This is a genomic window from Exiguobacterium sp. CH10, from assembly GCF_018617635.1.
Taxonomy (GTDB): Bacteria; Bacillota; Bacilli; order Exiguobacteriales; family Exiguobacteriaceae; genus Exiguobacterium; species Exiguobacterium aestuarii_A.
The window spans coordinates 1-24835 of record NZ_JACSKO010000006.1 but is presented as its reverse complement, the minus strand read 5'-3'; the positions used below and the strand labels follow the sequence as shown (position 1 = coordinate 24835).

Annotated in this window: 20 protein-coding genes; 15 read left to right on the top strand and 5 right to left on the bottom strand. The window is 36.3% G+C overall.

Annotated features, from left to right (window positions below):
• Positions 1-149: 149 nt before the first annotated feature.
• Together kwaB and kwaA are read right to left on the bottom strand one after the other, a co-directional pair.
• Positions 150-1106: an anti-phage protein KwaB gene (gene kwaB, locus KNP04_RS14000; protein ID WP_214876914.1), complete on the bottom strand. Its 957-nt coding sequence runs from the start codon at positions 1104-1106 to the stop codon at positions 150-152.
• A complete protein-coding gene (kwaA, locus tag KNP04_RS13995; protein ID WP_214876912.1) occupies positions 1103-1687 on the bottom strand; it encodes an anti-phage protein KwaA in 585 nt (194 codons plus the stop codon). The genes kwaB and kwaA overlap by 4 nt, the downstream gene beginning before the upstream one ends.
• 277 nt (positions 1688-1964) lie before the next feature.
• Here kwaA and KNP04_RS13990 point away from each other — a divergent pair, with 277 nt between their 5' ends.
• Positions 1965-2990 (top strand): tyrosine-type recombinase/integrase, encoded by a 1026-nt coding sequence (locus tag KNP04_RS13990; protein WP_214876910.1) that lies wholly within the window; start codon positions 1965-1967, stop codon positions 2988-2990.
• A gap of 201 nt (positions 2991-3191) precedes the next feature.
• Here KNP04_RS13990 and KNP04_RS13985 read toward each other — a convergent pair whose 3' ends face one another.
• Positions 3192-3872 carry a hypothetical protein gene (locus KNP04_RS13985; RefSeq protein ID WP_214876908.1) on the bottom strand — a complete coding sequence of 227 codons (681 nt, stop codon included), beginning with the start codon at positions 3870-3872 and terminating at the stop codon, positions 3192-3194.
• Positions 3829-10092 carry an ATP-binding protein gene (locus tag KNP04_RS13980; RefSeq protein ID WP_214876906.1) on the bottom strand — a complete coding sequence of 2088 codons (6264 nt, stop codon included), beginning with the start codon at positions 10090-10092 and terminating at the stop codon, positions 3829-3831. Before KNP04_RS13980 ends, KNP04_RS13985 begins: the two co-directional genes overlap by 44 nt.
• A gap of 255 nt (positions 10093-10347) precedes the next feature.
• Here KNP04_RS13980 and KNP04_RS13975 point away from each other — a divergent pair, with 255 nt between their 5' ends.
• From KNP04_RS13975 to KNP04_RS13925, 11 genes are all read left to right on the top strand, one after another.
• The gene (locus KNP04_RS13975) at positions 10348-11784 is read left to right on the top strand and encodes a hypothetical protein (RefSeq protein ID WP_214876904.1); all 1437 of its coding nucleotides are present in this window, start codon (positions 10348-10350) and stop codon (positions 11782-11784) included.
• A gap of 851 nt (positions 11785-12635) precedes the next feature.
• Positions 12636-13703 (top strand): hypothetical protein, encoded by a 1068-nt coding sequence (locus KNP04_RS13970; RefSeq protein ID WP_214876902.1) that lies wholly within the window; start codon positions 12636-12638, stop codon positions 13701-13703.
• Positions 13704-14292: 589 nt separating this feature from the next.
• Positions 14293-14625, top strand: a complete 333-nt coding sequence (locus tag KNP04_RS13965; protein ID WP_214876900.1) for a hypothetical protein — start codon at positions 14293-14295, stop codon at positions 14623-14625.
• Positions 14626-15075: 450 nt separating this feature from the next.
• Complete coding sequence (locus KNP04_RS13960; protein WP_214876898.1) at positions 15076-15858, top strand: ParA family protein; 783 nt, start codon at positions 15076-15078, stop codon at positions 15856-15858.
• On the top strand, positions 15855-16538 hold the full coding sequence (locus KNP04_RS13955; RefSeq protein ID WP_214876896.1) for a DUF3102 domain-containing protein: 684 nt from the start codon (positions 15855-15857) through the stop codon (positions 16536-16538). The genes KNP04_RS13960 and KNP04_RS13955 overlap by 4 nt, the downstream gene beginning before the upstream one ends.
• Positions 16535-17311 (top strand): ParA family protein, encoded by a 777-nt coding sequence (locus tag KNP04_RS13950; protein ID WP_024127810.1) that lies wholly within the window; start codon positions 16535-16537, stop codon positions 17309-17311. Before KNP04_RS13955 ends, KNP04_RS13950 begins: the two co-directional genes overlap by 4 nt.
• On the top strand, positions 17308-18117 hold the full coding sequence (locus KNP04_RS13945) for a hypothetical protein (RefSeq protein ID WP_214704230.1): 810 nt from the start codon (positions 17308-17310) through the stop codon (positions 18115-18117). The genes KNP04_RS13950 and KNP04_RS13945 overlap by 4 nt, the downstream gene beginning before the upstream one ends.
• 138 nt (positions 18118-18255) lie before the next feature.
• The gene (locus KNP04_RS13940) at positions 18256-18948 is read left to right on the top strand and encodes a hypothetical protein (RefSeq protein WP_214876894.1); all 693 of its coding nucleotides are present in this window, start codon (positions 18256-18258) and stop codon (positions 18946-18948) included.
• Between the two features lie 201 nt (positions 18949-19149).
• Positions 19150-19482: a helix-turn-helix domain-containing protein gene (locus KNP04_RS13935; protein ID WP_214704234.1), complete on the top strand. Its 333-nt coding sequence runs from the start codon at positions 19150-19152 to the stop codon at positions 19480-19482.
• Positions 19482-20225, top strand: a complete 744-nt coding sequence (locus tag KNP04_RS13930) for an ImmA/IrrE family metallo-endopeptidase (protein WP_214704236.1) — start codon at positions 19482-19484, stop codon at positions 20223-20225. Before KNP04_RS13935 ends, KNP04_RS13930 begins: the two co-directional genes overlap by 1 nt.
• Entirely contained in the window at positions 20218-20832 is a 615-nt protein-coding gene (locus KNP04_RS13925) for a hypothetical protein (RefSeq protein WP_214704237.1), read from the top strand. Before KNP04_RS13930 ends, KNP04_RS13925 begins: the two co-directional genes overlap by 8 nt.
• Before the next feature lie 542 nt (positions 20833-21374).
• Here the strand turns inward: KNP04_RS13925 and KNP04_RS13920 are convergent.
• Positions 21375-22121, bottom strand: coding sequence for a hypothetical protein (locus KNP04_RS13920; RefSeq protein ID WP_214704238.1), 747 nt, complete (start codon positions 22119-22121; stop codon positions 21375-21377).
• Between the two features lie 1163 nt (positions 22122-23284).
• Here KNP04_RS13920 and KNP04_RS13915 point away from each other — a divergent pair.
• From KNP04_RS13915 to KNP04_RS13905, 3 genes are all read left to right on the top strand, one after another.
• Positions 23285-23617 (top strand): hypothetical protein, encoded by a 333-nt coding sequence (locus KNP04_RS13915; RefSeq protein ID WP_214704239.1) that lies wholly within the window; start codon positions 23285-23287, stop codon positions 23615-23617.
• A gap of 15 nt (positions 23618-23632) precedes the next feature.
• Positions 23633-24166 carry a DUF4258 domain-containing protein gene (locus KNP04_RS13910; protein WP_024127825.1) on the top strand — a complete coding sequence of 178 codons (534 nt, stop codon included), beginning with the start codon at positions 23633-23635 and terminating at the stop codon, positions 24164-24166.
• Between the two features lie 489 nt (positions 24167-24655).
• Positions 24656-24835, top strand: a 180-nt coding sequence (locus KNP04_RS13905; RefSeq protein ID WP_214876892.1) for a hypothetical protein, incomplete at its 3' end; no start/stop codon positions are given.

The window sequence follows — 24835 nt, the reverse complement described above, 5'->3', positions numbered from 1 at the left end:
CAAGTAAAATCCCTCTTTATAATCCATAATATAAAAAGCCTATTCCAAGTCATAGTAATTACAATACTCACAATGGAATGGCTTTTTTTCTTTAAAATGACTAACTTTTCGTTACAAGGTTAAGGTTAAACTGGAAGTGAGAAAATTTATTACACCTCCACACTATCTTTGCTAGTACTTTGATAGTAAGTTTCCGTCAACAGAGAAACCAAATAGTCATCTCTTAGTACTTTTAAAAACAAATTTTGCGATTTCTTTGTATCTAAAACGAACATATCCGCTGTCTCATTTACCTTAAACTTGTCTTTTAAAGGTTCATAGGCATTTATAAAATCATGGATTTTACTAAAGTTTAAATTATTTAATACCTCTGAATGTGTTTTTATATCTGCTAATTTTCTTGCAAAATTCAAATCATCTATTCTTGAGCTTATATCACTCAAATTTTCGATTAAACTTGAAGCTTCTAATAATTCAATACACTCTGTTGCACTTTTTTTTATTATTTCGTGGAAAGAGAAAGATCTCTCCAATAATTTTAGGTTTTTTACAAAGAGATTATTATTAAAATAAAAAAAATCTGTACTTGGATATACTTTTAGAATATCTTCAGGTATTTGAATTAAGCGTTCTCTTGATTTAATTAGTCCCATCGCTTTGCTATCACGTTTATAGAGATTTATAGGATAGTTATGTTTATAAGATACTATTTTATTGTTGTCATAATTTAAAACAAATACAATTCCTGTTATTTCATTCAAGTTATCGACTAAGAATGAAAACATCTCAAAATCTCGCTCACCTTGAAACTCTGAAAAAATCGAAAATTCCTCTATCGGTTCTTCATAATCGTATTTGAATATGAAGTTTTTTCGTTCTTCAATTCTTGAAATTTCTACCAGCCTAAGATCAGCATTACAAACAATACTTTCATTTAAGTGTTCTAGAAAATCTACCTTTAAAGTCTCTTGATCTTCAGCATCAATATCTGCAAATTTAATTTCATTTCCGTTTTCCTTTTTTAGAATGAAATAAACTTCGCATACAAATCTACTAGATTCAGATACAAAAACTTGAAGTTCTTGCTTTAATTCTGTTAAGTTCATATTCTCACCCTTACATAATAGATATCTTCGTGAATTTTCCTATAACTAAGCGTATCACTCAAGGATACGTTTTCTTTCGAAATAATTATAATTCCTTCTATGTAGTTCCCATTAACTTCAGCATCTATTCTATAAATTCTATAGCCTAACAAAGCTAAAGTAGGGTTAGTATAAAAAATATTTGTTTTTACATACATAACTCCGATTGCTACCAATAGCAGAAATAAAACAATTACATACTTTATTTTAGTAAGATCAAAAGCAATCAATGGAATTATATAAGTAGTAAGAAAAGTCAAATGTTCATAATTCCGATTTTCAATTTTTTTGACTATTATATTATTTCTTTGACTACCTTGAAGCTTATATTTGAATCTGTACATAAAAACTACGCCTAATAAGAAAAAAGAGAATGAAACTATTGGAATTAAATTTTTTAATATTAATTTATCAAAACCAATAAAAGAACAATTATCCTTTATGCATATAGGGACATCAATGGTTACTACTATTATTAATATAAATAGAAGCCATAGCGATATGATGTATAGTTCAATTTTATCCCAACTACTTTTAATCATTTTTACCACCCATTATAATTTTACCAAAAAAATCATAACATTTACATAACGAACTTTTACATCTTAAAATCCTTAACTTGTGATAATATAAGGTTATCACAAGTTAATGGTTTATATCCGAAATCACAGATACTAATGTATTACTTTTAAATTACTAGAATATCTTTTAAAAACATCTGTAAATAATCAAAAATACAGATGTATTACACATAAAATCACTAGTTACTGTTCGTAAGTTTCATTTTGTATGAAAATTGATTAGAAAAGAGGAAGAGGTATGGAGATCAAGAAAAAGCAGCAGGCGTTCGAAGTGGCATTGCGTGAATTGACCGGGGCAAATCCAAAATTAGCCGAGGCGTTGAAAAAGGACCATATCGATCTCGATACGTTAACTGACATCGAAGTGATTGAATTGTTCTGGGCAACGGAACTATTCCCAATCTACGCTGATAAGAGTCCGCACACGCGTCGTGCCTATAAGCAAGATCTCGAGTTCGTTCTCAGTTTTATGATGACCAAAACTGAAGGTCTAAAGCGCTTAACCGTTCTAGATATTCATCGTTATTTGTTTGACGTAAACGAGCAATATTCACCTCGCACTGCACAACGCAAGAACAATATGTTAAAGCGTCTCCTGACTTACCTTCACATCAATAACTATCATCAACACAACTTAGCTTTTCATGTGAAAAATCAGAAGCGACCAGAACCCCTTCGTCGGGAAGTTGATTTTGAAGAAATTGAACGCATTGCTGAATCGTTTCGTTACACGGTTCAACGAGCGCAAAAAAAGGAGCTCATGGAGCTCCGGAACGAGACGATCGGTTATTTGTTGTTGACGACTGGCATGAGGGCTGCAGAACTATTATCAATAAAGTTCACTGACGTAAAACGAAATCAGCATTCATTCTACCTCGAAGTGAAGGGAAAGCGCGACAAGTGGCGCCGCATCCCGCTCACCGAGAAGGCGAACCATCTCGTGAGTCGGCTGCAGGCATTGATGATGATTGAGGGAGTCTCGTCCCCTTTCATCGCCTTCAGCACTAAAAAAGCCAATAAGGCGCTCACCTATGAGTCTCTACGGCTGATGACCCATCAGGCGGTCGACCATGTTGCGAACGAAGAGAAGAGCCCACCCCACTGGTTCCGCCGAGCCTATATCACAAAGCTCCTGGCGAACGGAAATTCGTTGATTGAGGTCATGCAGTTAGCTGGTCACGAATCAATCAACACAACAAATGAATATCTACAAACACTTAGTCATCTTTCAAACATATCGAATGCAAACTTACCTTATAAATAAGTGTATAGTTAGTCAGAATATTCTTTTCCTACTTTTAGACTTTTTACTATTTTATATACACTTTTAATACCTATGAAACTATTTTTAAAATAGATAAAATGAGTACCAACTAATGATAATTGGTACTCATTCTATTGAATGTATAACAAAAATTTCTTCCTCTAAATTAATATCAAAATTAAATTTACTTTTTAGAACTTTTTAATCTCTAGATTTTAATATTCTTTCAATTTCACTTTTATATTCTTCCATGATTAATTGATTTATTTTTTCGAATTTTTCTAAATTTTTGATATTAAAACTTAATCTATCGATATCATTTTGCGTTTCACTATCTGTAAAATCATCATTACCCCAAATTAGCTCCTCGTACAATACAGTCATTTTATTTTTCTCTATTTGACCTTTTGAAATTTCTAACCATTTTATTGTAGCTTCGTTAGTAGAGATTTTTGTAGCTTTATTCAGAATATGCAAAATCCATATCCGAGCAACTTTATCAATTTCTATTGCTAAATCTAGCAAAGAATTAAATTCTTCTGAATCTCCTTTTGATGAATCACTTCTATCGAAAAAGTAATTTTGATTACGTTCAGGATCAAGTCTATTAAGCGTTCGGAAAATAGGTTCAAAGTCGGTAAATGGTTTTGTTTTCCCAGGCAGAATAACTTCGTGCTCCCAAAGCTTAAGAATTGTTTCAAAACACTTTTCTTCTGCCACTGCTTTTTCGATTCCCGTAGAATTTTCTGCAATTTTTATTTGTTCAGCAATATAATGCGCCATCCATCGTCCTAATGTATCTACACCGGGATCTAAATTAAGTTCTTCTACTAGGCTCTTACCATAGTTTATGATATTTTTCCGAGTCTCTGAGTCTTCCATCCGCCGATAAGATAAAGAGTTTGTTGTGTGGTGCCTCATATTTATAAGGTTCCCCCGATCTTTGATATGATCCACTAATTAATTTTTTTCTAATTTGAATTTCAATAATAAGCTCACTTTTATACTCTTTACATAGTTTTTTTAAGAAGGACAAAGAGGCAGAAAGTAATTTCCCACGTCTTATATAGTTTTCATCACTCTCTGTAGACATAGGGGCCCACATTTCACAATTTACTGAAGTATCTGAGTCATTTATTTCTCTCCATTCTCTATTTTCCAAATCAGAATACAAGTTCATTTGCTTAGCAATGGTATCTCCAACTTTATATGCTGGATACAGCAAATGTTTAGAATGAGGATCAAAGTAATCGGCACCCTCAGTAAGTGGCTCTTGATACACCCAGCCCTTTAAATTGAAATCTCCTGAGTTTATTTCCATTCGCTCTTCCTGATATTCAGGCAATTTAAAATCATAAGGGTCGGAACATGTAGTTAAAGCATTTAAAAGTGCATCAGATGTTTTCGCTGATACAAGAGAACTAGCTATGTTAAATTCTTCAGATTTATTACCTTCTGTTTCAGTCCACGTCCCGAAAACATTAAGCCATATTTCTTCATTTCGTTTCGAAAAAATCCCTTCAAGAAAGTCATTTATTTCATCGTATTCATTACTTTCTAAACTATTACCCCCTCTGCTTGCTAAAGGTATAGGATCTCGTCTGTCATACAACCAGTAACCATCATTACGGGTTAACAAGTGTCTATCCAACCATTCTTCAAATTTATCTTTGTTTTCACGATTGGCAAATGGAATTTTGTTAATTATTTTTCCAATAACATTAAACATTGAATGGAATGAAAGATAAAAACTATAGGTTTCTATTGAGGGATAATTCCCATGACTATGGTAAGTATTCTCTTGTTCATATGACATTCTCCATAAATATTGTCGTGGATCATTTAGATAGTCACCTTTAAAATCAATATTCCAGTCATTTATTATCACATTAGAAGCAAGGCGTGCAATCATACCATTTGCAATATTAAACACGGATTCTAAAGACTCGAACCAATAACGTTCAAAGTCATAGCCATGATGAAAATCGAGGCTATTTTGATTTATCTCCTTATAATCTGAATCAAATAACGCCGAATGTGTATTTTCTTCAACCGGCTCCAATTCATTATCATTAATTATCAGAATTGAATCTGATACTTCATACTCAAATTCATTGCCATTTATTGAACCAATATTTAGTAAAATATCGGCTGAATATTTTTGAATCAAAAAATGAGAAAAGTCATGATAAAAGTAACGAAATTTTTCGGTATAAGGTAATAGTATTTCTGCTTTGTCTTTTGAAATTCGTGCAAACGAAATTAACAAAAATAACCTTGCATGAAGATTGTAAAAAGGGAATTCAAAATTTCCGAAGGCTCCAACTGTATCTTTCTCCATCCAGTTGATCAACTGGTCAATTTCATTTTCACAATTAAACTCTGCTAATCTTTTAACACTGTGTGCTGCACACCATCGTATTGATGACTTCGGCGACCCTAAAGCAGACCAAATAAATCCTGTAAGAGCACTTGCTAGACCATCTTGTAAAAACAACTTAGGGGACCATAGACCGTCGCTATAATCAGGATCAATATACATTTCCAATCTATATAAAGAGTAATCTAATAACTTTGTAGCTTCTTGTGTGGAAATATGGTTACTTAGTATGTCTACTATCCCAAAAAAGTCGGAACTTCTAACCATTTCTATATGGTTTGTTATTGCTCCAATTACTCCTTTTTCAATATAGGGAAGATTTGCGATGCCAGCATCCAATGAATTAACAAAAAAACTTAGTGTGCTTTTGTTTAAAAAATATAATGCATGCTTATTACCTATCATTTCCATAAAGTGCGGCCATTCTTTTTTTACACTTACTTTTTTTAGCCATTTTTCCGGTATTAACTCTAATCCAAGTTTCAAATCGTAAAAATCAATTTCCTCGGATTGTATCAATTCATATATGAAATTTTTAGCTGTCGCCTCGGGAACTTGTCTATAAATTTCATTCCAGTACGCTCCTCTATTTCCACCCAAATTGTCAGATTCGCGATAAAAAATTAGTGCTTTTTTAATACTACTAGATGACTCCAAATTTAGACTTTGTAGGTACTCACTCCACTTTGATACTTCGTCACTCTTAGAAGTCACTGACGACGCTACCGGTTCGTGGTTAAGTATATTGTTATTTTTGAGTTTGTTTTTACCCATATTAAGAAGTACATCATCTAATAATTCATTATTTAGAGAATATTCTGTTGAAATTTCTTTAATTTTTGTCCATATCTCTCCTTCTGCTCCATTAATCCTTAACTCTTTGATAATTGAATTAAACAATATAGTCCGATTTTCAATTTTTTCTTCTTTATCTAAACAAAGTAATGCAAAGTTCTCTAAGTCATATATGTTCATGAACGAAGAAAGTGACCAACCCACTTCTGGGGTTATATAACCTCTACTCACAAGCTCGCTAGCTAACTCAACTAATTGGTGATTGAAATTTCCAACTTCTCGATCTCGCCATCTACTTAATGCAGCTATAGCTGAAGCGGGGGATAATCGTGCACAGGTTTTTATAGCTTCATTTCTATTCCAGTATTTTTCTCGCTCCACACTTTCTCCAATTAACTCCGCACAACGAATAAATCTGTATGCTGTTTCGTCACATACGTGTTCATCAACATTTCTAATATTTGCAAGAGAAACAATCGATTCCCATCTTTCTACCAATTCATCACCAAATTTGGACAAAGCATTTATTGCACAATCAAAATAGACAGCTGCATCATCCATATCATTGTTCATTACAGCACGAGCAAGCTTTATATAAAAATCAGCTTTTTCTTCTGGATTAATATTTGTCACGGAGTTTATTTGCTGGTAAGTGTGCTGTTCGCACTTTAGTCTTATTTCCGATAAATGATTTAAACGATAAATGGCACGCACTAAAGTTAAAATATCTTTTAAAAATAAATTGTCTGATTTAAAAATATACTTATCAAAGAATGATTCAACACTATAGCTAAATCCGAATTCATGAAAGATTAAAATGTCACAGCATATCTTCGTAATTTCACGCGGAATGACATCATATTCTTTATATCGATTTACCCTTTCTTTGTTTGAAATTTCCTGAGCCTTATTCAATTCAATTTCAATATCACAAGTATGATTAATTAAGCATCTAATTCTTACAAGGTACCAAGGTAGTAACCCACCTGTAAGTTCTTTAATTTCTCGGGCATCTTGATTATCAGTATACTTTTTTTTATCAATTAATTCTGAAGGAACTAATTCATCCGAATTGATAGTCATATTATCCAAAAGATACATTTTTAAAGAAATTGAACGCAAAAAAGCCGATCGATATGCATCGTTATAATTATTTACGATATATTTAATTTCACTACTAGGGAAATAATAATTTATTAGTCGAATCACTTTATTTTTCGGTAAGTTTGTTGCAGCACATAATTCCGCGAATGAGATAAGTGATGAAGTCATAGTCTCATCATAATGTCTGCTAATGTTTCTTTTTGGGATTCTAGAGCGTTTATTAATTAATAATTCCAGACAATCATTTAATACATTCTTATCTGGAATATATCCAATCTCCATAACCTCTGAAGCGAAGGCTACAACTATATATGGATTTCTCAAACCTAGTTTGGCAAAGCTGTTGGCCGTTTCAACTTCTCCAAAATCTATAAGGCGATTAATCAACATTCTGGAGACGTTATAAATCAAGATATCAGGTGTCCATCTCATTAAATATTTATATGCAGCTTCAACACCAAATAAATTTAGATGGGTGTAAGTGAGTTCAAAAATTTCTTCGTCCTTTAACCTATTGTGAAGAGGATGTTTTTGATCATCTTTCATTACCTTTTGATTTTCAAAGTATATCTTTAGCCAATTATTAGCTCCCCTTAGGTAACTTCTAGATTCTCCATTGAATTTATTTACTGTTGAGAGTAAAGCTGCAGAATATACATTTTCCGACCCCTTCCAATCTCCATTAAGTAGTCGTTTATAGGCGAGTTCTTGAACTCTATTCTCATCTTGTAAAGGTGCTACTAAGTCAACATTTTTTTTAATTAAATCTAATTGTCTACTATTCCCTGCGAATTCTTCTCCTGCCCTCATTGCTAATTTAATTGCTTCAGAATATTTATCTTCTTTCATTGAAGCCTTAAATGCGAATTGAAGACGAAATAGCCTAACATTCCTTTCATCAATTGGATTTTTAGGAAGATGTCTATCAGATAAAGCTAGCTCTACCAGCTCAGAATATTTTCCTGCTTGTAACATTAAGCTTGGTAATGCTGATGCTATATATGCAGAGTCATAGGAAAGCGATTTGATTTGCTCAAGGAAAAAACTAATCTGTTTCGAAGATGCCGCAAAAGTTAGTTTAAACCAAGTTTCTGTAGGTTCATCTCGAAACTGTACAGCGTTATCAGTAATCCATAAAGATTTTCCTATATCAGATACAAAACTTGTAATTGTCCCCTCTTCAACCCCCGTTGCTTTGGATAAAATATTGATTGGGATAAATGGTGGCAACGTAGCTAAAGCTGTACAAATTAAATCAATTTGTTGTTGGTAAACATCACTAAGTTTATCTTTAGATAAATCTATAGCGTATGATAGTTGTGATTCTATTTGTTCATCCACAGTTGTGCCAAAACTACCTAAGTTATTAAACATGTCAGAAATTGTTGTTGTTAAACCCAATGCATTTGATTGAACTCTTGGATTACCGTTTGTAAGCCTATGAAATTCAATTCCATCTTCAATACTTACATAAGGATAGTGGTTTTTTAATAAATAAAAAGATTCACTTTCTGTAAACCCTTTTAATTCTATAGTCTTAATATAATTTTTAGGCTTTAGCATATGTAATCGTTCGCTTCTACATAATGCCACAACTTTAACATCCGCTATTGGGTGTTCGCGAAGTAGTTCGTTAACAAAACAATTATCATTAAATTCCGTTGCTGCCATTTCAGCGTTATCGGCAGCGTCAATAATTAGCACCAAATTCGCCTTTTCGTTTCTCAGTTTCACCCTACTTATAGATACCTCTAATCTTTCAAGAAACTTTCTAATTATGTCTCTTTCCGATGCATTATAATTTACAATAAGTGGATCACAATAACCTTTCATTGATAGTTCATTAATCATTTGAGTCAATGCTTGACGATGGTGGTGTCTTGTTTCACTTCTATTTCTATAGCGCCCCCCACCAAAGCAGTCATAAATAATTCCAACTGAATCATTTGGTAAAGACTCAATGAATTGACGAGCAAATACAGTTTTACCGCTGCCACCTGGGGCGTGGATTATTACTGGATTCACTTCATTCATAACTACTTCTAAAATATCAGAATGTTGCTTTCTCATTACCATTTTCTCTATTTTTTCAAATTCAGGAGGAGCAGGAAATAAATCTCGTTCAGAGGTCACATGAAATATTTTAAGTATTTCTTCACGAGTAATAACTCCATTAGAATCTGGAAGAGCTTTTTGTTGAACCAAGGAAGTCAATTTTTCAACTTCTGGAATGTCTACAATACCTGCAGTTAGTAAAGATATTTCTGCATGCAATTCGAATTTTTGTGCATCATAGTCTCCTTCTCCATCCATAAATATAATTCGTGAACAAAAATCATTTAGGTCATTTATATTCAAGTTTGTATATTTTAAAAGGGTCTGCATATATCTCTTGTTTGGTTTTTCACTTCTGGAAATGATCAGCACTTGACTTTTTAATTCATCGCTAATTGGTCTGTTTGTAACTATTGCAAACTTTACTTTGTTTTTATCAATTCGTTCTTTGGCTATCAAATCGTTATATCTTTTTGCAAAACCTTCAAATGTATTTCTAAGGTCATTAAGCATGAAAGGATTGTTTTTGTGCTTTGTAGTATGTTTCAACTGAAAATAAGTTATATTTTCATCAAATCCATTTTGTGATTGTGAGTATTCTGCTACATCGATAACATATTCCCCCGAAAGATTCCTTTCATTTGACCCCTCTATCACAATGCTATTAATTAGAGTCTTTGGTGATATTAAGGCCAAACATCTTCTTGCCGCCCACCGGTAATGAAACACATCTCCAGCTCTTGAGTATCTTACAAGTTCCGTATCCATATTAAGATCACCTCAGTTATTTTTTATTATTACTAGCATTAATTTAATTATATCGTTTCGAAATCGGAATACCATTTACTCCAAATTATATTTTATTATTCATAATTAGTGGGTGGGGATTTTTTAAATGAGTAAAAGTATGCGCCGGCGCATACTTTTACGGTATTTGAAATAAAATATATCAAATGGAAAATGACCTACAAAAGTATGCTTTTTTATAAATATGCTATATTTAGTGAAGAAGAGGTGATTAACATGGAGAACCACTCATCCTCCAACAGCCGCTCCCAACAAATCATTATTTCGCAAGCGGTTAATACTATTAAACAGCATGGTATGGAGGAGATCCTCCATAGTGTATCCATTTTTGATATTCATAAATTTGTCTCAACGCTCTATCAAGAGCACTATGCGCTTGAAAATATCGAAAGCGCCTATAAAAAGATTCGTTATTATTCTTTTATGAAACTAAAACGCCGCTGGGTAAAAACAGCCGTGCGAAATTATCAAGAGAATCGTGGTTATAATAAAGAACTGCGAGCCAAACACGACATGATCTCAGCTTATGTAAAAGTTGCAGGTCTTGAGGGACTTTACAAAGAGTTTCACGTGAAAACAATTGAAGACTATATGAATCTCTGTATCACAGAGATTGAAGAGTGGGCAGAAGATCCAAACCAACTAATTCATACGTATCCGTACTGGTCTCAAAAAACCGTCAATCAAAAAACTACGACGTTAAAAACAGATGTGCTCATGATATTAGGGGAAGTTGCAAAGGAAATTGATTCAACCAAGCGTGTGGCACATCATTCGCCAACACTTGCTGTTGATATTCCATTTTTCGGGATGTCTGATCGCATCAAAAATAAAACAGAACAACTTGATGAAAAGCTCAATGATGCGTCACAGCTTAACCTCGAGCTTTTGAACTACAACTCGGTCGTCCCCAAATATAAAGATGGCGTCCCACAGAACCTTTCTGTTCTAGTTAGTAAAGAGTTTATTCAAGAGTTAAATGGTAAAGTGCCTGATTTAGATGCGAAAGACTTCGAGGCCTTCACCGAGATCTTGTCATACCGGGATATCTCGTTCCAAACGAGTCGCAAGATCATCTTCCCACTCGTTCAATTAGTTGAAAAACTCTATGCTAACAAGAGTGGAAAGAGCTATGACTTAACAACAAAACGCCTTATGAAACTTGGTTATTATCGAGTAGCTGGGCACAATGAAGAAGGCGATTTCTTTATCCGGGGCCTCTTTTCCTCCGTTACCATCAAGAACGCCACAACCCTTGCGGATAGTCAGGTCATCGTCACAGTAGCTGAAGAAGTGTATGATGATCTACTCAAGCAGCAAATCGTCAGTATCTATGGTGAACAGATTGAACAGTTGAAAGGGAGCTTTGCCTATCATTTGGCATTCGTTCTTCAAAAAGAACGTATTGCGTCGCTTCAGACAGGGGAGCAAAGCCCGGTTCGTCGGCATTGGCGTCAATTTACTTATTCGATTCGCTTCAATAAATCACGAAAGTCAGAGAACTTGCGGGAACTTGAGGCAAATCTTGATCGCATTAAAGAACATGAATTTATTTTGAAAGATTGGCATCGTTCGGGCGACTACTATTTCTTCACGTTTTACCCGCTTGAATCATGGGAGCTATTAAATCATCCCGATACATTGCTACTTTAATAGATACAAACATAGAAGAAGCCTGCTATATTAAAGGCTTCTTCTTTTCAATGCTTACTCTATAGTTTATGTTTCACATGGAACGTTTTTAGATGAAGTGATGATTAAATTCAGGTGAGTGCCAGTATTTAATTATAAGCTGTATCCTATCAAACTACATTTATGCGATTTGGACAAAATCATTTTTTTAATTAGTTGCATAAGCTTGTCGTACTGAAATGACACTTATGAGTAATTTAGAAAAAACATTCTTACCAAATTGTTCGCTTTAGGGTGAAATGATTCGTAAAAGTACGTACTGAAACGACATTTTAATTGAATTTGGTCGCAAATTGCCGTACTAAAATGACACGCCTCTTAATTTGGTCGCAGATCATCGTACTGAAACGACATTTATTTGGTTTTTGTCGCAATTTGTCGTACTGAAACGACACTTCTCAACTTTTTGATGAAAAACCAAAAAAAATTTAAGTGTATGTCTCTTAAAAATGGTCGCAAATCATCGTACTGAAACCGCATTTTCGATTGTTTTGGTCGTGAATCGTCGTACTGAAACGACACTTTTATTAAAATGGTCGCAAACCGTCGTACTGAAACGACATTTTGACTACTTTTCGTATAAAATTTCTACTCTGAATCACTCTCAAATGGCTTTCTTAAGCAATTCCTCCTAATTTGGTCGCAAACCATCGTACTGAAATGACACATTTTTATAGCTCTAAAATGGCTTAACATCAACGTTTCATCAAATTTGGTCGCGATACATCGTACCAAACCCACACTTTGACACTATCTCGAAAGAACAAGATACTAAAACTAGCATATTTTAGGATAGAGGAGGTGTAGGGTACGTGGCTTACAAAAACCGTCACATTTTAGTTGCAAACAAACTACTCGTCGCGATGAGTGGCTTAACTCGTTGGACGAAACGAGCTGATCACTATCGCTATGAACAGCATCACTATAACATCCCTACATGCTTCACTTCTTTTAAGTGGACAAAGTCACGGATTCGTCATGTCCTTACACTTCTTTCTTATGCAGATGACCAAGGCAAGATTGAGTTTATGGAAGATACAGAGCTTGCTTCTTCCGCTCATACATCTGTCCGTTCTTTACATAATAACTTAAAAACATTTGAGAGCCATGGCTTGTTACGGCTTGTCCGGCATTTCCCTGGAGTGCTCTCGATTGAACTGACCGATTATCTTGAGAATTATCGTGACCTTTATGTTGACGGAGCCTCTGTCGTTTCGAAGACCGGGTACACGTCTATTTGGCATGATCTTCTTTCCGAACTGCTCACGCTTGATAACGTGAACGCTTTGCGTCTTGCGTTACGTACACTCGTACAAGTTGAAAAAGATATCCATGTTCAATCACATGACCAAGCCATCCTTACCTATGACGAGATTAAAGGCTTCTTGCCTAAATACTGTGGCCACAAACTTGCCATTCAAAAGATGATGGATCGTTTGAAGTTCCTTCAAGTGTCCCTTGTAGAAGGCAGCCGTCATTTCTTAAATGTGGTGAAGCAAAATCTCACGCTTAAAAAACGCGTTCAAGATATTACACGTCCAGTCCTCGTTGAATTGACGTTAGACAAATCTCAAGACAGTAAAGTGATCCGAGAACAAGAGCGTTCAGACGCTCAAATTGCTTGGTTCGAGTTGCGTAAGCGTGTTGGTGAGTTCTTCGATTTCGATGTATTAAAAGTAAGCCGTGAATCTCTCTACTCAATGAGTGATACGTTCGGTTCATTAGCGTTCCGTGAAGTCTTGGCTGACTTGAAACAAGCGTTTCTTCACCATCGTGAAGACTTAATTCATTCAAGTGAGCATCAACTCTTCTTCAATGAGCCGATTCTTTACCTTCATCAACAACTAAATCATAAAGTGGAAAAATTGACGATCGCATGATGGTCTTTTTGGCATGCCTCATTTTGAAAAATTGTATGAAAACATCCCAAATCTATATCCATTGTTGATTCATTCTATCAAAAGGCATCGTATATGACCTGTGTTTCATAAGGTCATTTTTATATTTTACATCTCTGGAAAAAAATCAAATGTGATCGATTTTATATCAAATATATAGCGAATAAAATTGGCTGTTGGATATGATTTATCAAAAAAGAAATGAAAAAAAAATAGTCTCTTTGAATAAAAGAAACTATACCTGACATATTTACAATCTTCTAAATCTCTCGAAAATGTTGGTGTCAAAAGGATTTTCGGACTTTCATTTTTCCTAATTCTTTTAATCTATCTTTAATTCTTATTCATTCTATTTAATCTTTTTTATTCATAAGAATATGGTTTTGTATTCTTCTCTTAATCGATTAGATCTGAGCGTTTGATTACATGTACATTCTCTAACGACTTAAATCATAGTAATCGTTCAAGAAACCGTTCATTCACTATCATGAAAGTGTCACATACATGATGACTTAATCCTACATACCCCTCATACAATAAAGTATATATCATCTTCTAGGAGGTCTTTCCTATGAAACGAAGTATTCGCTATGATGTTGATTATGTATTCGCTGGTTTTGACAATAGTGAAAAATATGGACAGTGGACGTATCGTGATGAAATTACAGATTTAGAACTTAAAAACGCTGGAGAAAACATTGAGAATCTCGTATTTACGGGTCAAATGTTAGATGAAATTTTTGCAACTGAAATTTTCTATGAGTACGTGACAAAACTACTCGGTGCCCCTTGTGTCACCACTAATGCGATCTTTGAACATTTACATAACGAAGATGACGGTGTCTATACACTAGGATCACTCTCTGTTTCGCTGATGGAGCCAACCTATCAACTTGACGTGTAAATGTATTTTTCATTAGAGCTGCACGATTGTCTTCGGTTTTATTTGATGTCATCTTATCTATCGATGTTTCCATGTTCGGTGTTTTTAACTTTAAATATGTATGGGTTAGAAGCTGTATGCTCCTCTAGTGTCCACATATCCTGATAAGGGCTTAGCTCAAGTTGCTATGTATTTTTCATTCACTAATTTCAAATTCGAAGACTATAACCCAAAGTTGTAGTCTTTTTTTATTTCAAATAGTAAAACTCTCTTGAGATGAGAGTCAAAAGTATACGTTTCGACGTCGAAATGTATACAAATCAGGTGATATATAAAAGTGAATAAAATACGTATACATTTTATTTTTACTTTGTATACAAATTATTTATTTAAATATGTCAGTTATTCATTATTTTTAGTTGTTCCATAAAACAGAGTGTGGCATCATAAGAACTAGAAAGGGGAGAGGACATGAACATATTAACGTTTTACATTTCGAAAGGTGGATCTGGTAAAACTACCTGTTCCTTGAACATGGCCTATGCATTAGGAGAGTTAGGGGAACGTGTTCTTCTCATTGATTTAGATCCTCAGGGTTCTCTTAGCAAACTAATGTTAAAAGAATCCGATACGATCAAATACATGACCATGTTTGATGTACATACTCGAAATTTAGATATCAAAGATATTCTATTTGATGACGAAACGTATCATGTCAGTCTTCTTCCTTCAAATGAACGAAATGCAAGGTTGATCAATCTACTTTCTGAGCAAGATAAGCTTTTCCTATTAAAAGACATGATTGCACCGCTCGAAGATGAATTTGATTGGGTCATCTTAGATTCAGTTCCTTCGATCAACGAACTCTCAAAAGTTGTCTTGTCGACTGCCGATACGACCATTATTCCGTTTATGCCGAAAAAGCTTGTCTTTGATCAGCTAGGAAGTACCATTCGCACCGTACAAAAGGTGAAAAAATTCTATAATCCAGATTTAGAGATTGCCGGGGTCTTACCTGTGGCGATGGATCATACGTTAAAAGCCGATAAAGAATATTTCGAAGCGATGGAACAAATTGCGTTGACTGAGTCGTTGCCTATTTTACCTGTCATCAAGCGATCGACATTTATTGAAAAAGCAGCGGATAGCGGAAAAAGTGTCATTCAATACCGCTCCAGAGAATCAAAACAGTTATCTGAACCGTTTCGAGAGTTGGCACACATGATCCGAACAGCCAGAGGTGATTCTGTATGAAGGCCAGAAATCGTAACATTCATAAAATCAAACCGAGTGAGCAACACCCTTATCAGAGCGGTTTAACGAATATCAGTTCACTGGTTCAAAAGCTGCCAATTTCAAAGGAAGTTGAAGACCTCGTTCACGAAATCAATGAACTCGTCAAAGTACAAACCATTTCCGTATTTGAGATTGGCAAACGGCTAGTGATCGCCCGTTCTGAGATGCATGATAAAAAAGAGTGGGGGACGTTTTTAGAAGCGGTCTCCATGTCCGCCTCACTTGCCTCACGATATATAAAAGCCTATGAGACGCTGCATCCACTAGAGTCATCGCTAACAAGTCTACCAGCATCCAAAATTTTTGAACTCATGTATCTCGATAATGTCGATGAGGTCGTCGAGCAAGGCCTATATATTAATGGTGAAAGAAGACAGGTCGAAGAACTCACGGTCAAACAGATCCGTGATCTTCGAAAAGGGAACACTCATACACCCCTTAAAGTGAAACCTTTTCAGCAAGAGAAAAAGTCATCTTCGATCTTGTCCGCGCGTATTCCAAGTGATCTTTCGGAACAATTTCAACAGTATGCCCATGCACATAATCGTAGTGTCAGTGAGTTACTAGCTGAAATGATTGAACGAACTGTATCAGACAATATAATTGAAGCCACAGATGAACAAGGAGAACAGTCATGAAGAAAATCGCATTGTACAATCGTAAAGGTGGAGTTGGAAAATCAACGACAACCATCAATTTAGCTCATGCCTACGCACGGGATGGCTTACGTGTACTCGTGATTGATGCCGATGATCAGGCGTCTTCAACGAATGGATTAGGTCTGACGAACGACTATGAAGGGAAAGTGCTATTGGATTGTCTACTCGAAGAGAACGATCCATTTTATACACCGATTGAACAAGTCATCGTCACTTGTGAATATGAGACTGGAACGATTTACTTAGTTCCGACAAGACGGTCTGCTTCACCGAGTGATTTAACGAGTCAAATTGGTTATGAGTACCGACTCAGTGAAGAGTTGGCTAAACTAGATGAACTATTTGATATTTGTTTAATTGATTGTCCTGGTTCGACGTCAGCGTTGAATCCTTATGCGCGCTGCGCTCTTGTCGCACAAGATCGAATTATCATGCCTGTACAGATGCAAAAGTTTTCGATGGATGCGGTATACTCGGCTCCTGAAGAGTTAGAAGAAATGAAACGATTCCGAGAAGATATTCATATCGCAGCGTTTATCCCGACAATGGTCAGTGCACGTTCTAAAGGGGATACGACGACGGTAGAAGAACTTGAAGAGCTCGGGAAAGAGGTCGGTATTCCTGTCCTTACAACGATCCCGTATGCCGTTAAGGTACAAACCCTACAACGTGAATCTAGACCCGTGATTGATCATAAAAGTCCTGCAACGGATGCTTATTTACAACTTGCCCAGGAGGTACTTTCTCTATGAGTCGCCCTCGTAAAAAACATACGCCTAAAATTTCGACATTCAGTGCTAATTTACCGGTGAAACAAGGAACACAATCTAGTGAAGATCGTACGGATCAAGTGGAAGCTGTCAAAGAATTTTCTGCAACGACGACTATTACGAACCCGTATCAGTCCTTACCAGCAACCGGACTTTCTCGTATTATCACAAAAAAACTGCCCGAAGACATGGAAGGCATTGTTCAATACTATAATCACATTGATGCGATTCAGGCGACAAGTTTTGTCGAAAAATGCCGTATTCTTGCGCATGCAAATAGGTTGTTCCGTGATCCGGAAACAAAAAAGGAATTTAAACAAGAAGAGGGAAATTGGAAAGACTTCTTAGCGAAGATTGGGATGTCTCATTCCCAAGTGAATCGCTTTGTTTCTTTTTGGAATACGTTTGGTCCGAATATTTTAGAAAAAACGATCGAACAAGATTTCAGTGCGACCAAGTTAGCGGAACTCTTATCATGGCCAGAAGACCCAAAGCTCGCATTACTTGAGAGTAAGAAATATTACACAGCAAATGGGGACAAAACAGTTTATGAAATGACACGTGAAGAATTGCGTGAAGTGAAGCGTATGTTGATCGAGCGTCAAGAACAGCGCGTGCTCGAAGTCGAAACTAACTCTGTGAAACCAATGCGTGTCCAGATTCGCTTTGCTGATTTAACGGATCCTTTATATGTCGGGTTGACTCAAGCCGCTAAAAAAGAGCATGTCTCTGAAGATGAAATCATTAAACGGGCCTTGGACCAGTATCTAAAGGGTTACCAAGATTAAATGTTAAACAATTTAATTTCTATATTTCTTAAAGAGTTAGGAAAAAATTACAAACTCCCTTATTTGGAGTTATTTACTTTCGTTGTAATGATGATTATATTTTTCTATCTTTTTTCAACATTGAAAAAATACTTCGATATGAAAGAAGAACGAAACTTGACTGCATACAATGATCAATTGGATGCTCTATTTTCTGTACATCGAAGTCTTAACAAGGACACTATGGATAGAGAAGAATTAAATGACGCGTTATATAAAATGAGTCAAGTCGGGGACAGTCAGATTGCCACAAAGTCATTCTATTGGATTAATGAGAAAAGTATTAACTATCAAGACGTAATGTCTGTTATAAACATAGAAATCAGACGCCTACATAATCTAAAAGGTAGTACTGTTCCAGGAGGTTTTCTAAGAGATCTAGAAGACCTATATCGGCTGACTCTCAGCTTTGTTCGTCCTGCATTTTTTGCCTTTTTACTATGGATGTTACTTATGAGCTTCATGAGTCTATGCATGATGGTTTGGTTAGGTAATATACAAATGCTCGACTTCTTTGCGGTCGTTTCAATACTGTTGATTGCTCTTCTCTTGTTTAGTTTAATAGGAATCATCTTGCGCTCCCTATTTAAAAAGCCTCGTATTAAAAACTGGAGGAAAGTGTTATTAATCATTTTCATAGGTGGAGGTGGGATCATATCTTTGTATGTAGCCTCTACAAATAAAATTGATGAATTATTAGATTCGTTGGTAATTATATCGCTTCATCTTGCTTGTTTGATTTTTATCATATATATCGATCAAGAGACTTTTCCTGATAGGAAAATCGGTTGAATTATAAGTTACAGGTAAAATAATCGAATAAGTTTCTTATACATGACACCATTACTTATCAAAAAGAATGGTGTCTTTATATATCGAATAAATATTAGACTCCTGCTGATGCATAGAATCGGATTTGTCTACAATTTTATTTTATTAATTTGTAGACTGATGCAAAGAGAGGTATAATCAAATTAGAAGGAAGGTGTCATCATGAACTCAAATACAATCATCGTGAACAATATAAAAACATGGTTACAGGATCATCAAAAGCCGCAACAATGGTTGGCCCAAGAAATCGGAGTCAGCAAGGCATTGGTCGGTCATATGTTGAATGAGAGCCGTGTCATCCAACCACAACGTATCGTTGCGATCGCGAAGGCATTAGGTGTATCGGTCAACGAATTGACAACTGATGCTTCAATGAGAGAAGAGCGGATGACGGTCGAGTTGCGCGGGACACTCTCAAATCGACGGTCCAAAATGGAGCTTGAGCGTCTGAAATTTGCGATAGAGGATTACGTCGTTCTCAAGGGTGATTTATGATGAAGCCAACTACAAAATTTGCGGAAGATACGGCAGAAGCGTTCGCGGCCGACTTTTTAGAGCAAGTCATTGACAGTCACGTCTTTATTGGCGCTTACATTGAGCAGGTATTGGCCAAACGTGCGAACCTCATCTTTCAATATGTCGAGGACGACTCATATTACGGCGTCGCGATCAAGCATATGTCAGGAGAAGAATTCATCGCATTGAACTCCTACCAACCGCTGCGCATGCGTTACTTTACCGCGGCTCATGAACTATGGCACTTGTCTGAAGCAAGCGAGTGGCAAGTCGATGGATTCGATCACGAAAGGGCAGCCGATCGATTCGCCGCTGCGATCATGTTGCCGAAGAGTACGACAAAAGAAGTCTGGGAAAAGCTGAGGGATGGATATGATACGAAGTCTGCCATCATCTATTTGGCAGATATGGCCCAAGTGCCATACGTATCGGTTGTAAGACGACTCCGAGAGCTCAATTATCGATTCACTGACTTAAGTGAACAGGAATCCGATTGGCGCGAGGAACGAAGCAGACTAGGGATTGCCCCGAGTCCACTGGATCAAGCTCAACGCTTCGAATCATTTCCAGCCTATGAACAAGTAGTCGTCAAAGCAGTAGAAGAAGATCGAATGACACGGTTGAGCGCCGCCAATAAACTCTCTGTCTATCGACCTGAGTTGGCTCAAGCGTTACAGGAAGATGAAATCAGTCGTCTTCAAAAGGACACTGCCCATGATTAAGGAGCCGGTGTTCATCGATGCGAACATCATCATTCATGCGGCAAGTTTTCGACAAGCCGATGTTTTCGATTGGATCAATAGTCTCTATAAACAAGTCCTTATCCATGTAGAGGTATTGAATGAACTGAAGACATCTTCGGTAAGAGAAAGGGTCGACACGTTCATCCATGATGGGAAGTGGGTGCTATTCGATCCTGAATCGGAAGCATCGATCGCGACGGATGAACTATATGACCTTTATCTCGTTTATCTGACGGAAGTTCGCCTGGCATTCCAACAACTGGATGAAAAGAAAAAAAGAGAAGGTCGGCCACTCAAACATACGAGTGACTTGGGCGAAATGCATAGTCTTGCTGCCGCGAGATTGATGAGCGCTGGGTTGATATGTAGCGATGACGCGGATATTCGAGAGGTCATCACAGATGCTGAATTGTACATCGTAAACCAAGAGGAAGAGGAAACACTCATACGTCAGCATACCCTCCTAGACTTTTGTATACATTTGAAGCGATATGAAGTCGTGAAGAGGGGCCAGATTCGAAAGTTTTTCAAGACGATTCGTCCTCATGATTTAACTGTATTTGATCAACACATTGATAAGATCTGAATACGATGTTGTATCATCAGGACAAAAAGCACCCAATCTGCGTCAACTTGTGACGTAGATTGGGTGCTTTTTTATGTGTTACTAAAAGAAGAAAACACATGTTTTTGTTTTACAGGATCAATGATACACGTTACTCTTTCCTAGGTTTAGAAATCGGATCCGGAAAAGTAAAGAGTCTTTTCGTTCATTTTTGATGGGTATCGAGAAATATGTATATTTCTCGTGTGAAAATTGATATTGAGAGATCAAAGCATGAGTGATTTTTCTAAAAACAATTGTAGTAAGTTCCCTCTACTAGCTATACAATTTTGACGTGTTTTGCTATGTTTGATGTAATAGAACCCACCACGCCTCTTTAAAATGCGGACCACGGTGGGTCATTTTTTATATAAATGGGGGGAAGACGCGGCTTCTATGAAGCCTAACCAGTTAGAAGTCCCAAAAACCTAAGAAAAGCAACTATCTATTTTAAAAGAGCGCAGTCTATATATTAAAAGGGCCGAAGAAATAGTCAATATGTGACTTCTCTTCGGCCCTTTTAATTAAGAATTATTCTGTTGAAGATTTCGCTCCCGAAGAACAGCAAGCTCTACCTGTTCTTGTAGTCGATGTTCAAAAGCTTCTTTCTCGCGTCGAAGAAGTTGCACTTCTAAGTGAAGTTTTTGATTCTCTTCTTCGAGTTGATCATTCCGACGCGTTTTGCTTTTCAATTCATCTACAGCATCCATTAAACTTTGGTTTTGGCGATTTAATTGTTTTTGGCTCTCTTCTAATTTTCGAATGGTTCCTTCCAAATCAAAAATCATCTTTTTATGAACCTTTAGCTCCTCTTTCGCTAATTGTTTCTCCGTCTCTAGTGCATTTAGTAAGTCTTGTTTATCTGTGTGTAGTTGGTCCAATTGCTGTTGAAGTTGCTCTAGCTCTTCCTGGTGATGCATGACTTTAGCTTCATACTCTAGATTTAGCTCTTCACTTTCCTTCACAACACTGTCTTCGAGTTCTCGTATCGTTTCGGTATATTGAATTGTCATACGTTGAGTTTCTTTTTGTTGCTTCTCTAAGCGAAGCGCTCGTTCTTGAAAGAGTGAAGTAATCTGATTAAGTGTAGTTTCAAGTACACCATTTTCTTCGTCGATTAATGGGTCTGGTGATTGTTTATCAGCTAATTGAATGAATTCTTCAAACAATTGATTCGTCGTTAGGTGTCGTTCTTGCATTAAACGTTGAATATGTTCTGTCACTTCTTCAGAGACACGAAATGACTTTACTTTTGTTTCGTTTGAGGTCATATCCTATTCACTCCACGGTATTTTTTTTTAGTATATCATATGGTTTTGGTTCAATTTCGTATTTGAATTGACATGGAACCTGTATATAGAAATTTAAGATGTACAAATAGGACGTTTACAACTTGTAGGAGGTCATCAAAATGGCTTATAAATTATAATGTTCAATTCCAAAAGCGCTTAAATTCATAATGTACGACACTGATAAAAGTAGATAACTCCATTGTATTTATTGGTATTGATGGATCGGAGGAATAATTGTGTTTGTTCAGTGTGAAGATTTTGAACAAAGTTTAACATCGTCTATATTAACCATGTTACCTTAAGTGTAAACATTTCGACGTCGAAATGTTTACACTTAAATTCTAGTATGGTGTATATAAAAAAGAACCTTGCATGTGATGTAGCGACATTCTTTTTTATAGTTCTGGAATGCGTAAGATATCCTTAAATGTATGCCAGGTTTCCTTAAGTTCTGCTTTTTTAGGAATGTAGATAATGAGACCATCATGCCCTCTAGTTAAATTGACACGACATGCATTTCGTTTGATCTGAAGCGGCGCTCTGTCTGGCATAAAACTGAAAAATGTTACGTAGATCTGCCTATCTGATCAACAAGTGGCCAGTTTACGGGTGCAACCGTTAGAGGAATTTATGTGATGCAGACTAATGGTCTCTTTCTTCGCAGTAGTGTTTATTGTAGTTGTGATCGCATTTTCGGTGGATATGATCCTGGGGAATCAGTTGCATCAGCATGGTCGTAGTTTGTAGCGATTCATGTCGTTTTATAAGTCTGACGTAGTACATGTCAGGTTCGTCTTTTTGATGATAGACAGACTTGGCGCTTACCGTTTTATTTTAAATACATGACTGAAAAAGTGTGATCGTTAGATTACATATAGGTATACACTAATTGACGAAGTAAAAAGTTAGATTTGAAGATATCCCGATAAACGTCCAAAAATATGATTATTATGAGTATTTTTGAATTTATGATACGACCAATTATTCATTTTTATTGAAATTAAAAATCGGTGTTGTAGAGGTGAGTAGAGTATGAGAAAGTAAAATCGACGCCAACAAGAAAAGGATTTTCAGGAAATAATGTACATTTTATTAATCGTAAAATGAAAGGTTGTACTTAGAGTTAAGGAGGTAATCGATCGGTGAAAAACATTTGTAATTGTGAAGATTTAAAACGTATTAAGGTAGAAGCGGATATTGGGGCGGACCCGATCTGGTGTGCAGTTTGCCACTACAATGTGGAATTGGACGTCTTTCCGATTTCTGACTCGTTGAAGCAAGATATTCATGACTGGGTTAGTCGATTTGGGGAATGGGTGGACTGGGAAACCGATACACTCACTACAGACGGAAAGGTCAAGGAGAAACAACATAATAGTGAAGGTGAATTCCTTACTAAACGCTTGAAACAAGAGCTTGGTGAAACATATGAAATTGAATTTATTGCTTCAAAAATGTATGAGACATATGAATAAGGGGGGAGTAAGCGTATGTACAAGTGGATTACTGGAGTTATTTTAACTGTATTTTTGTTCGGTGTAATCGGTCCTAACGTTAGCTATGCCATGCAAGACGAAAGCGAGCTCGATTTCGAACAATATGTTGTTGATTACCACGAGGGACTTGAAGAATTTGATGCTCGAATCTACTATGATAATGCAGAATTAGGTTTGATTGAATCTGAACATAGTAAAGATCCGGGTTTCCAAGTAATGGCGCTTCCGCTCGCGCCTATCATCATTGCAGTTGTAGTTCGCTTAGTTGGACAGTGGGTAGGAAAGCAAGCGGTTAAAAAGATTTCTAAACATGCTGCAGAACGAGCAGGACAACGGGGGATTACTGAACGACAATTTGCCAGTGCAATGGCATATGGAACGAAGTACGTAGATAAAAACACAGGCGCGAAGATTTTGTACCACTCGCCGACCAAAACAACACTGGTATTAGATAAAGCAGGGAAAGTCGTTGTGACTACGTATAAACAAAATAGCCCAAAAGCGGTGTGGAAAAAGCAAAGTTGGTAAAAAGGTTCGGGATTGGCGTGTAACCCGTTAGATTAAGAGAAAAAAGGAGACCTGTAGCGATTCGTTCGCTCCAAGTCTTTTTTTCTTTTTTATGGGTTCGTACACATATTTCGGACTAAATAGATAAAGGGATTACTATAAATTTGTTATTGTGCTTTTAGATTTAAAAGTCCATCTCCAGGGAAATGCTCTCGCCTGAATCCAGAATTCGGATCCGGGAAAAGGAATGTTGTCGCGTGGCGAAAACAAATGGTTTTGGTGAGAAGTCAAAGGCATAAAGAAATCACGTTGTTCCGTCTATTCATGAATGTGTATTTGCGATGTTTGGATTAATGAAAAATGAGTGCGTGTTTGGTGAAAATGACCGTTTTTCCTACGTAAGCCCTGGGCTTGTTTTAAACAAGCCCAGGGCTTATATGAAACAAGCCGAGATGTTGAGAGGTCAGATTCAAGGTATTGTTGAGCTATCAACAGGAGAGGATGATTCAAATGAGTCACACATTGGACCAGCAAACGATTGAAGAGACGAAAGAGGTATTGCTTAGAAGACTTCCTGAACGGATGGACATCGATCCTGGGGTATTTGAGTTAGTAAGCATGGATCTTCTTTGTGATGTGAAGGAAGGAGAACGCTTGACCCACCTCACCGTCTTTTTCAATACCAATATG

Excerpts from the sequence above, each read along its gene's own strand:
- KNP04_RS13965 (WP_214876900.1), top strand. The coding sequence starts at position 14,293 with ATGAAACGAAGTATTCGCTATGATGTTGATTATGTATTCGCTGGTTTT.
- kwaB (WP_214876914.1), bottom strand. The coding sequence starts at position 1,106 with ATGAACTTAACAGAATTAAAGCAAGAACTTCAAGTTTTTGTATCTGAA.
- KNP04_RS13945 (WP_214704230.1), top strand. The coding sequence starts at position 17,308 with ATGAGTCGCCCTCGTAAAAAACATACGCCTAAAATTTCGACATTCAGT.
- KNP04_RS13910 (WP_024127825.1), top strand. The coding sequence starts at position 23,633 with ATGTACAAGTGGATTACTGGAGTTATTTTAACTGTATTTTTGTTCGGT.
- KNP04_RS13960 (WP_214876898.1), top strand. The coding sequence starts at position 15,076 with ATGAACATATTAACGTTTTACATTTCGAAAGGTGGATCTGGTAAAACT.
- KNP04_RS13990 (WP_214876910.1), top strand. The coding sequence starts at position 1,965 with ATGGAGATCAAGAAAAAGCAGCAGGCGTTCGAAGTGGCATTGCGTGAA.
- KNP04_RS13925 (WP_214704237.1), top strand. The coding sequence starts at position 20,218 with ATGATTAAGGAGCCGGTGTTCATCGATGCGAACATCATCATTCATGCG.
- KNP04_RS13975 (WP_214876904.1), top strand. The coding sequence starts at position 10,348 with ATGGAGAACCACTCATCCTCCAACAGCCGCTCCCAACAAATCATTATT.
- KNP04_RS13985 (WP_214876908.1), bottom strand. The coding sequence starts at position 3,872 with ATGGAAGACTCAGAGACTCGGAAAAATATCATAAACTATGGTAAGAGC.
- KNP04_RS13940 (WP_214876894.1), top strand. The coding sequence starts at position 18,256 with ATGAAAGAAGAACGAAACTTGACTGCATACAATGATCAATTGGATGCT.
- kwaA (WP_214876912.1), bottom strand. The coding sequence starts at position 1,687 with ATGATTAAAAGTAGTTGGGATAAAATTGAACTATACATCATATCGCTA.
- KNP04_RS13930 (WP_214704236.1), top strand. The coding sequence starts at position 19,482 with ATGAAGCCAACTACAAAATTTGCGGAAGATACGGCAGAAGCGTTCGCG.
- KNP04_RS13935 (WP_214704234.1), top strand. The coding sequence starts at position 19,150 with ATGAACTCAAATACAATCATCGTGAACAATATAAAAACATGGTTACAG.
- KNP04_RS13980 (WP_214876906.1), bottom strand. The coding sequence starts at position 10,092 with ATGGATACGGAACTTGTAAGATACTCAAGAGCTGGAGATGTGTTTCAT.
- KNP04_RS13950 (WP_024127810.1), top strand. The coding sequence starts at position 16,535 with ATGAAGAAAATCGCATTGTACAATCGTAAAGGTGGAGTTGGAAAATCA.
- KNP04_RS13955 (WP_214876896.1), top strand. The coding sequence starts at position 15,855 with ATGAAGGCCAGAAATCGTAACATTCATAAAATCAAACCGAGTGAGCAA.
- KNP04_RS13920 (WP_214704238.1), bottom strand. The coding sequence starts at position 22,121 with ATGACCTCAAACGAAACAAAAGTAAAGTCATTTCGTGTCTCTGAAGAA.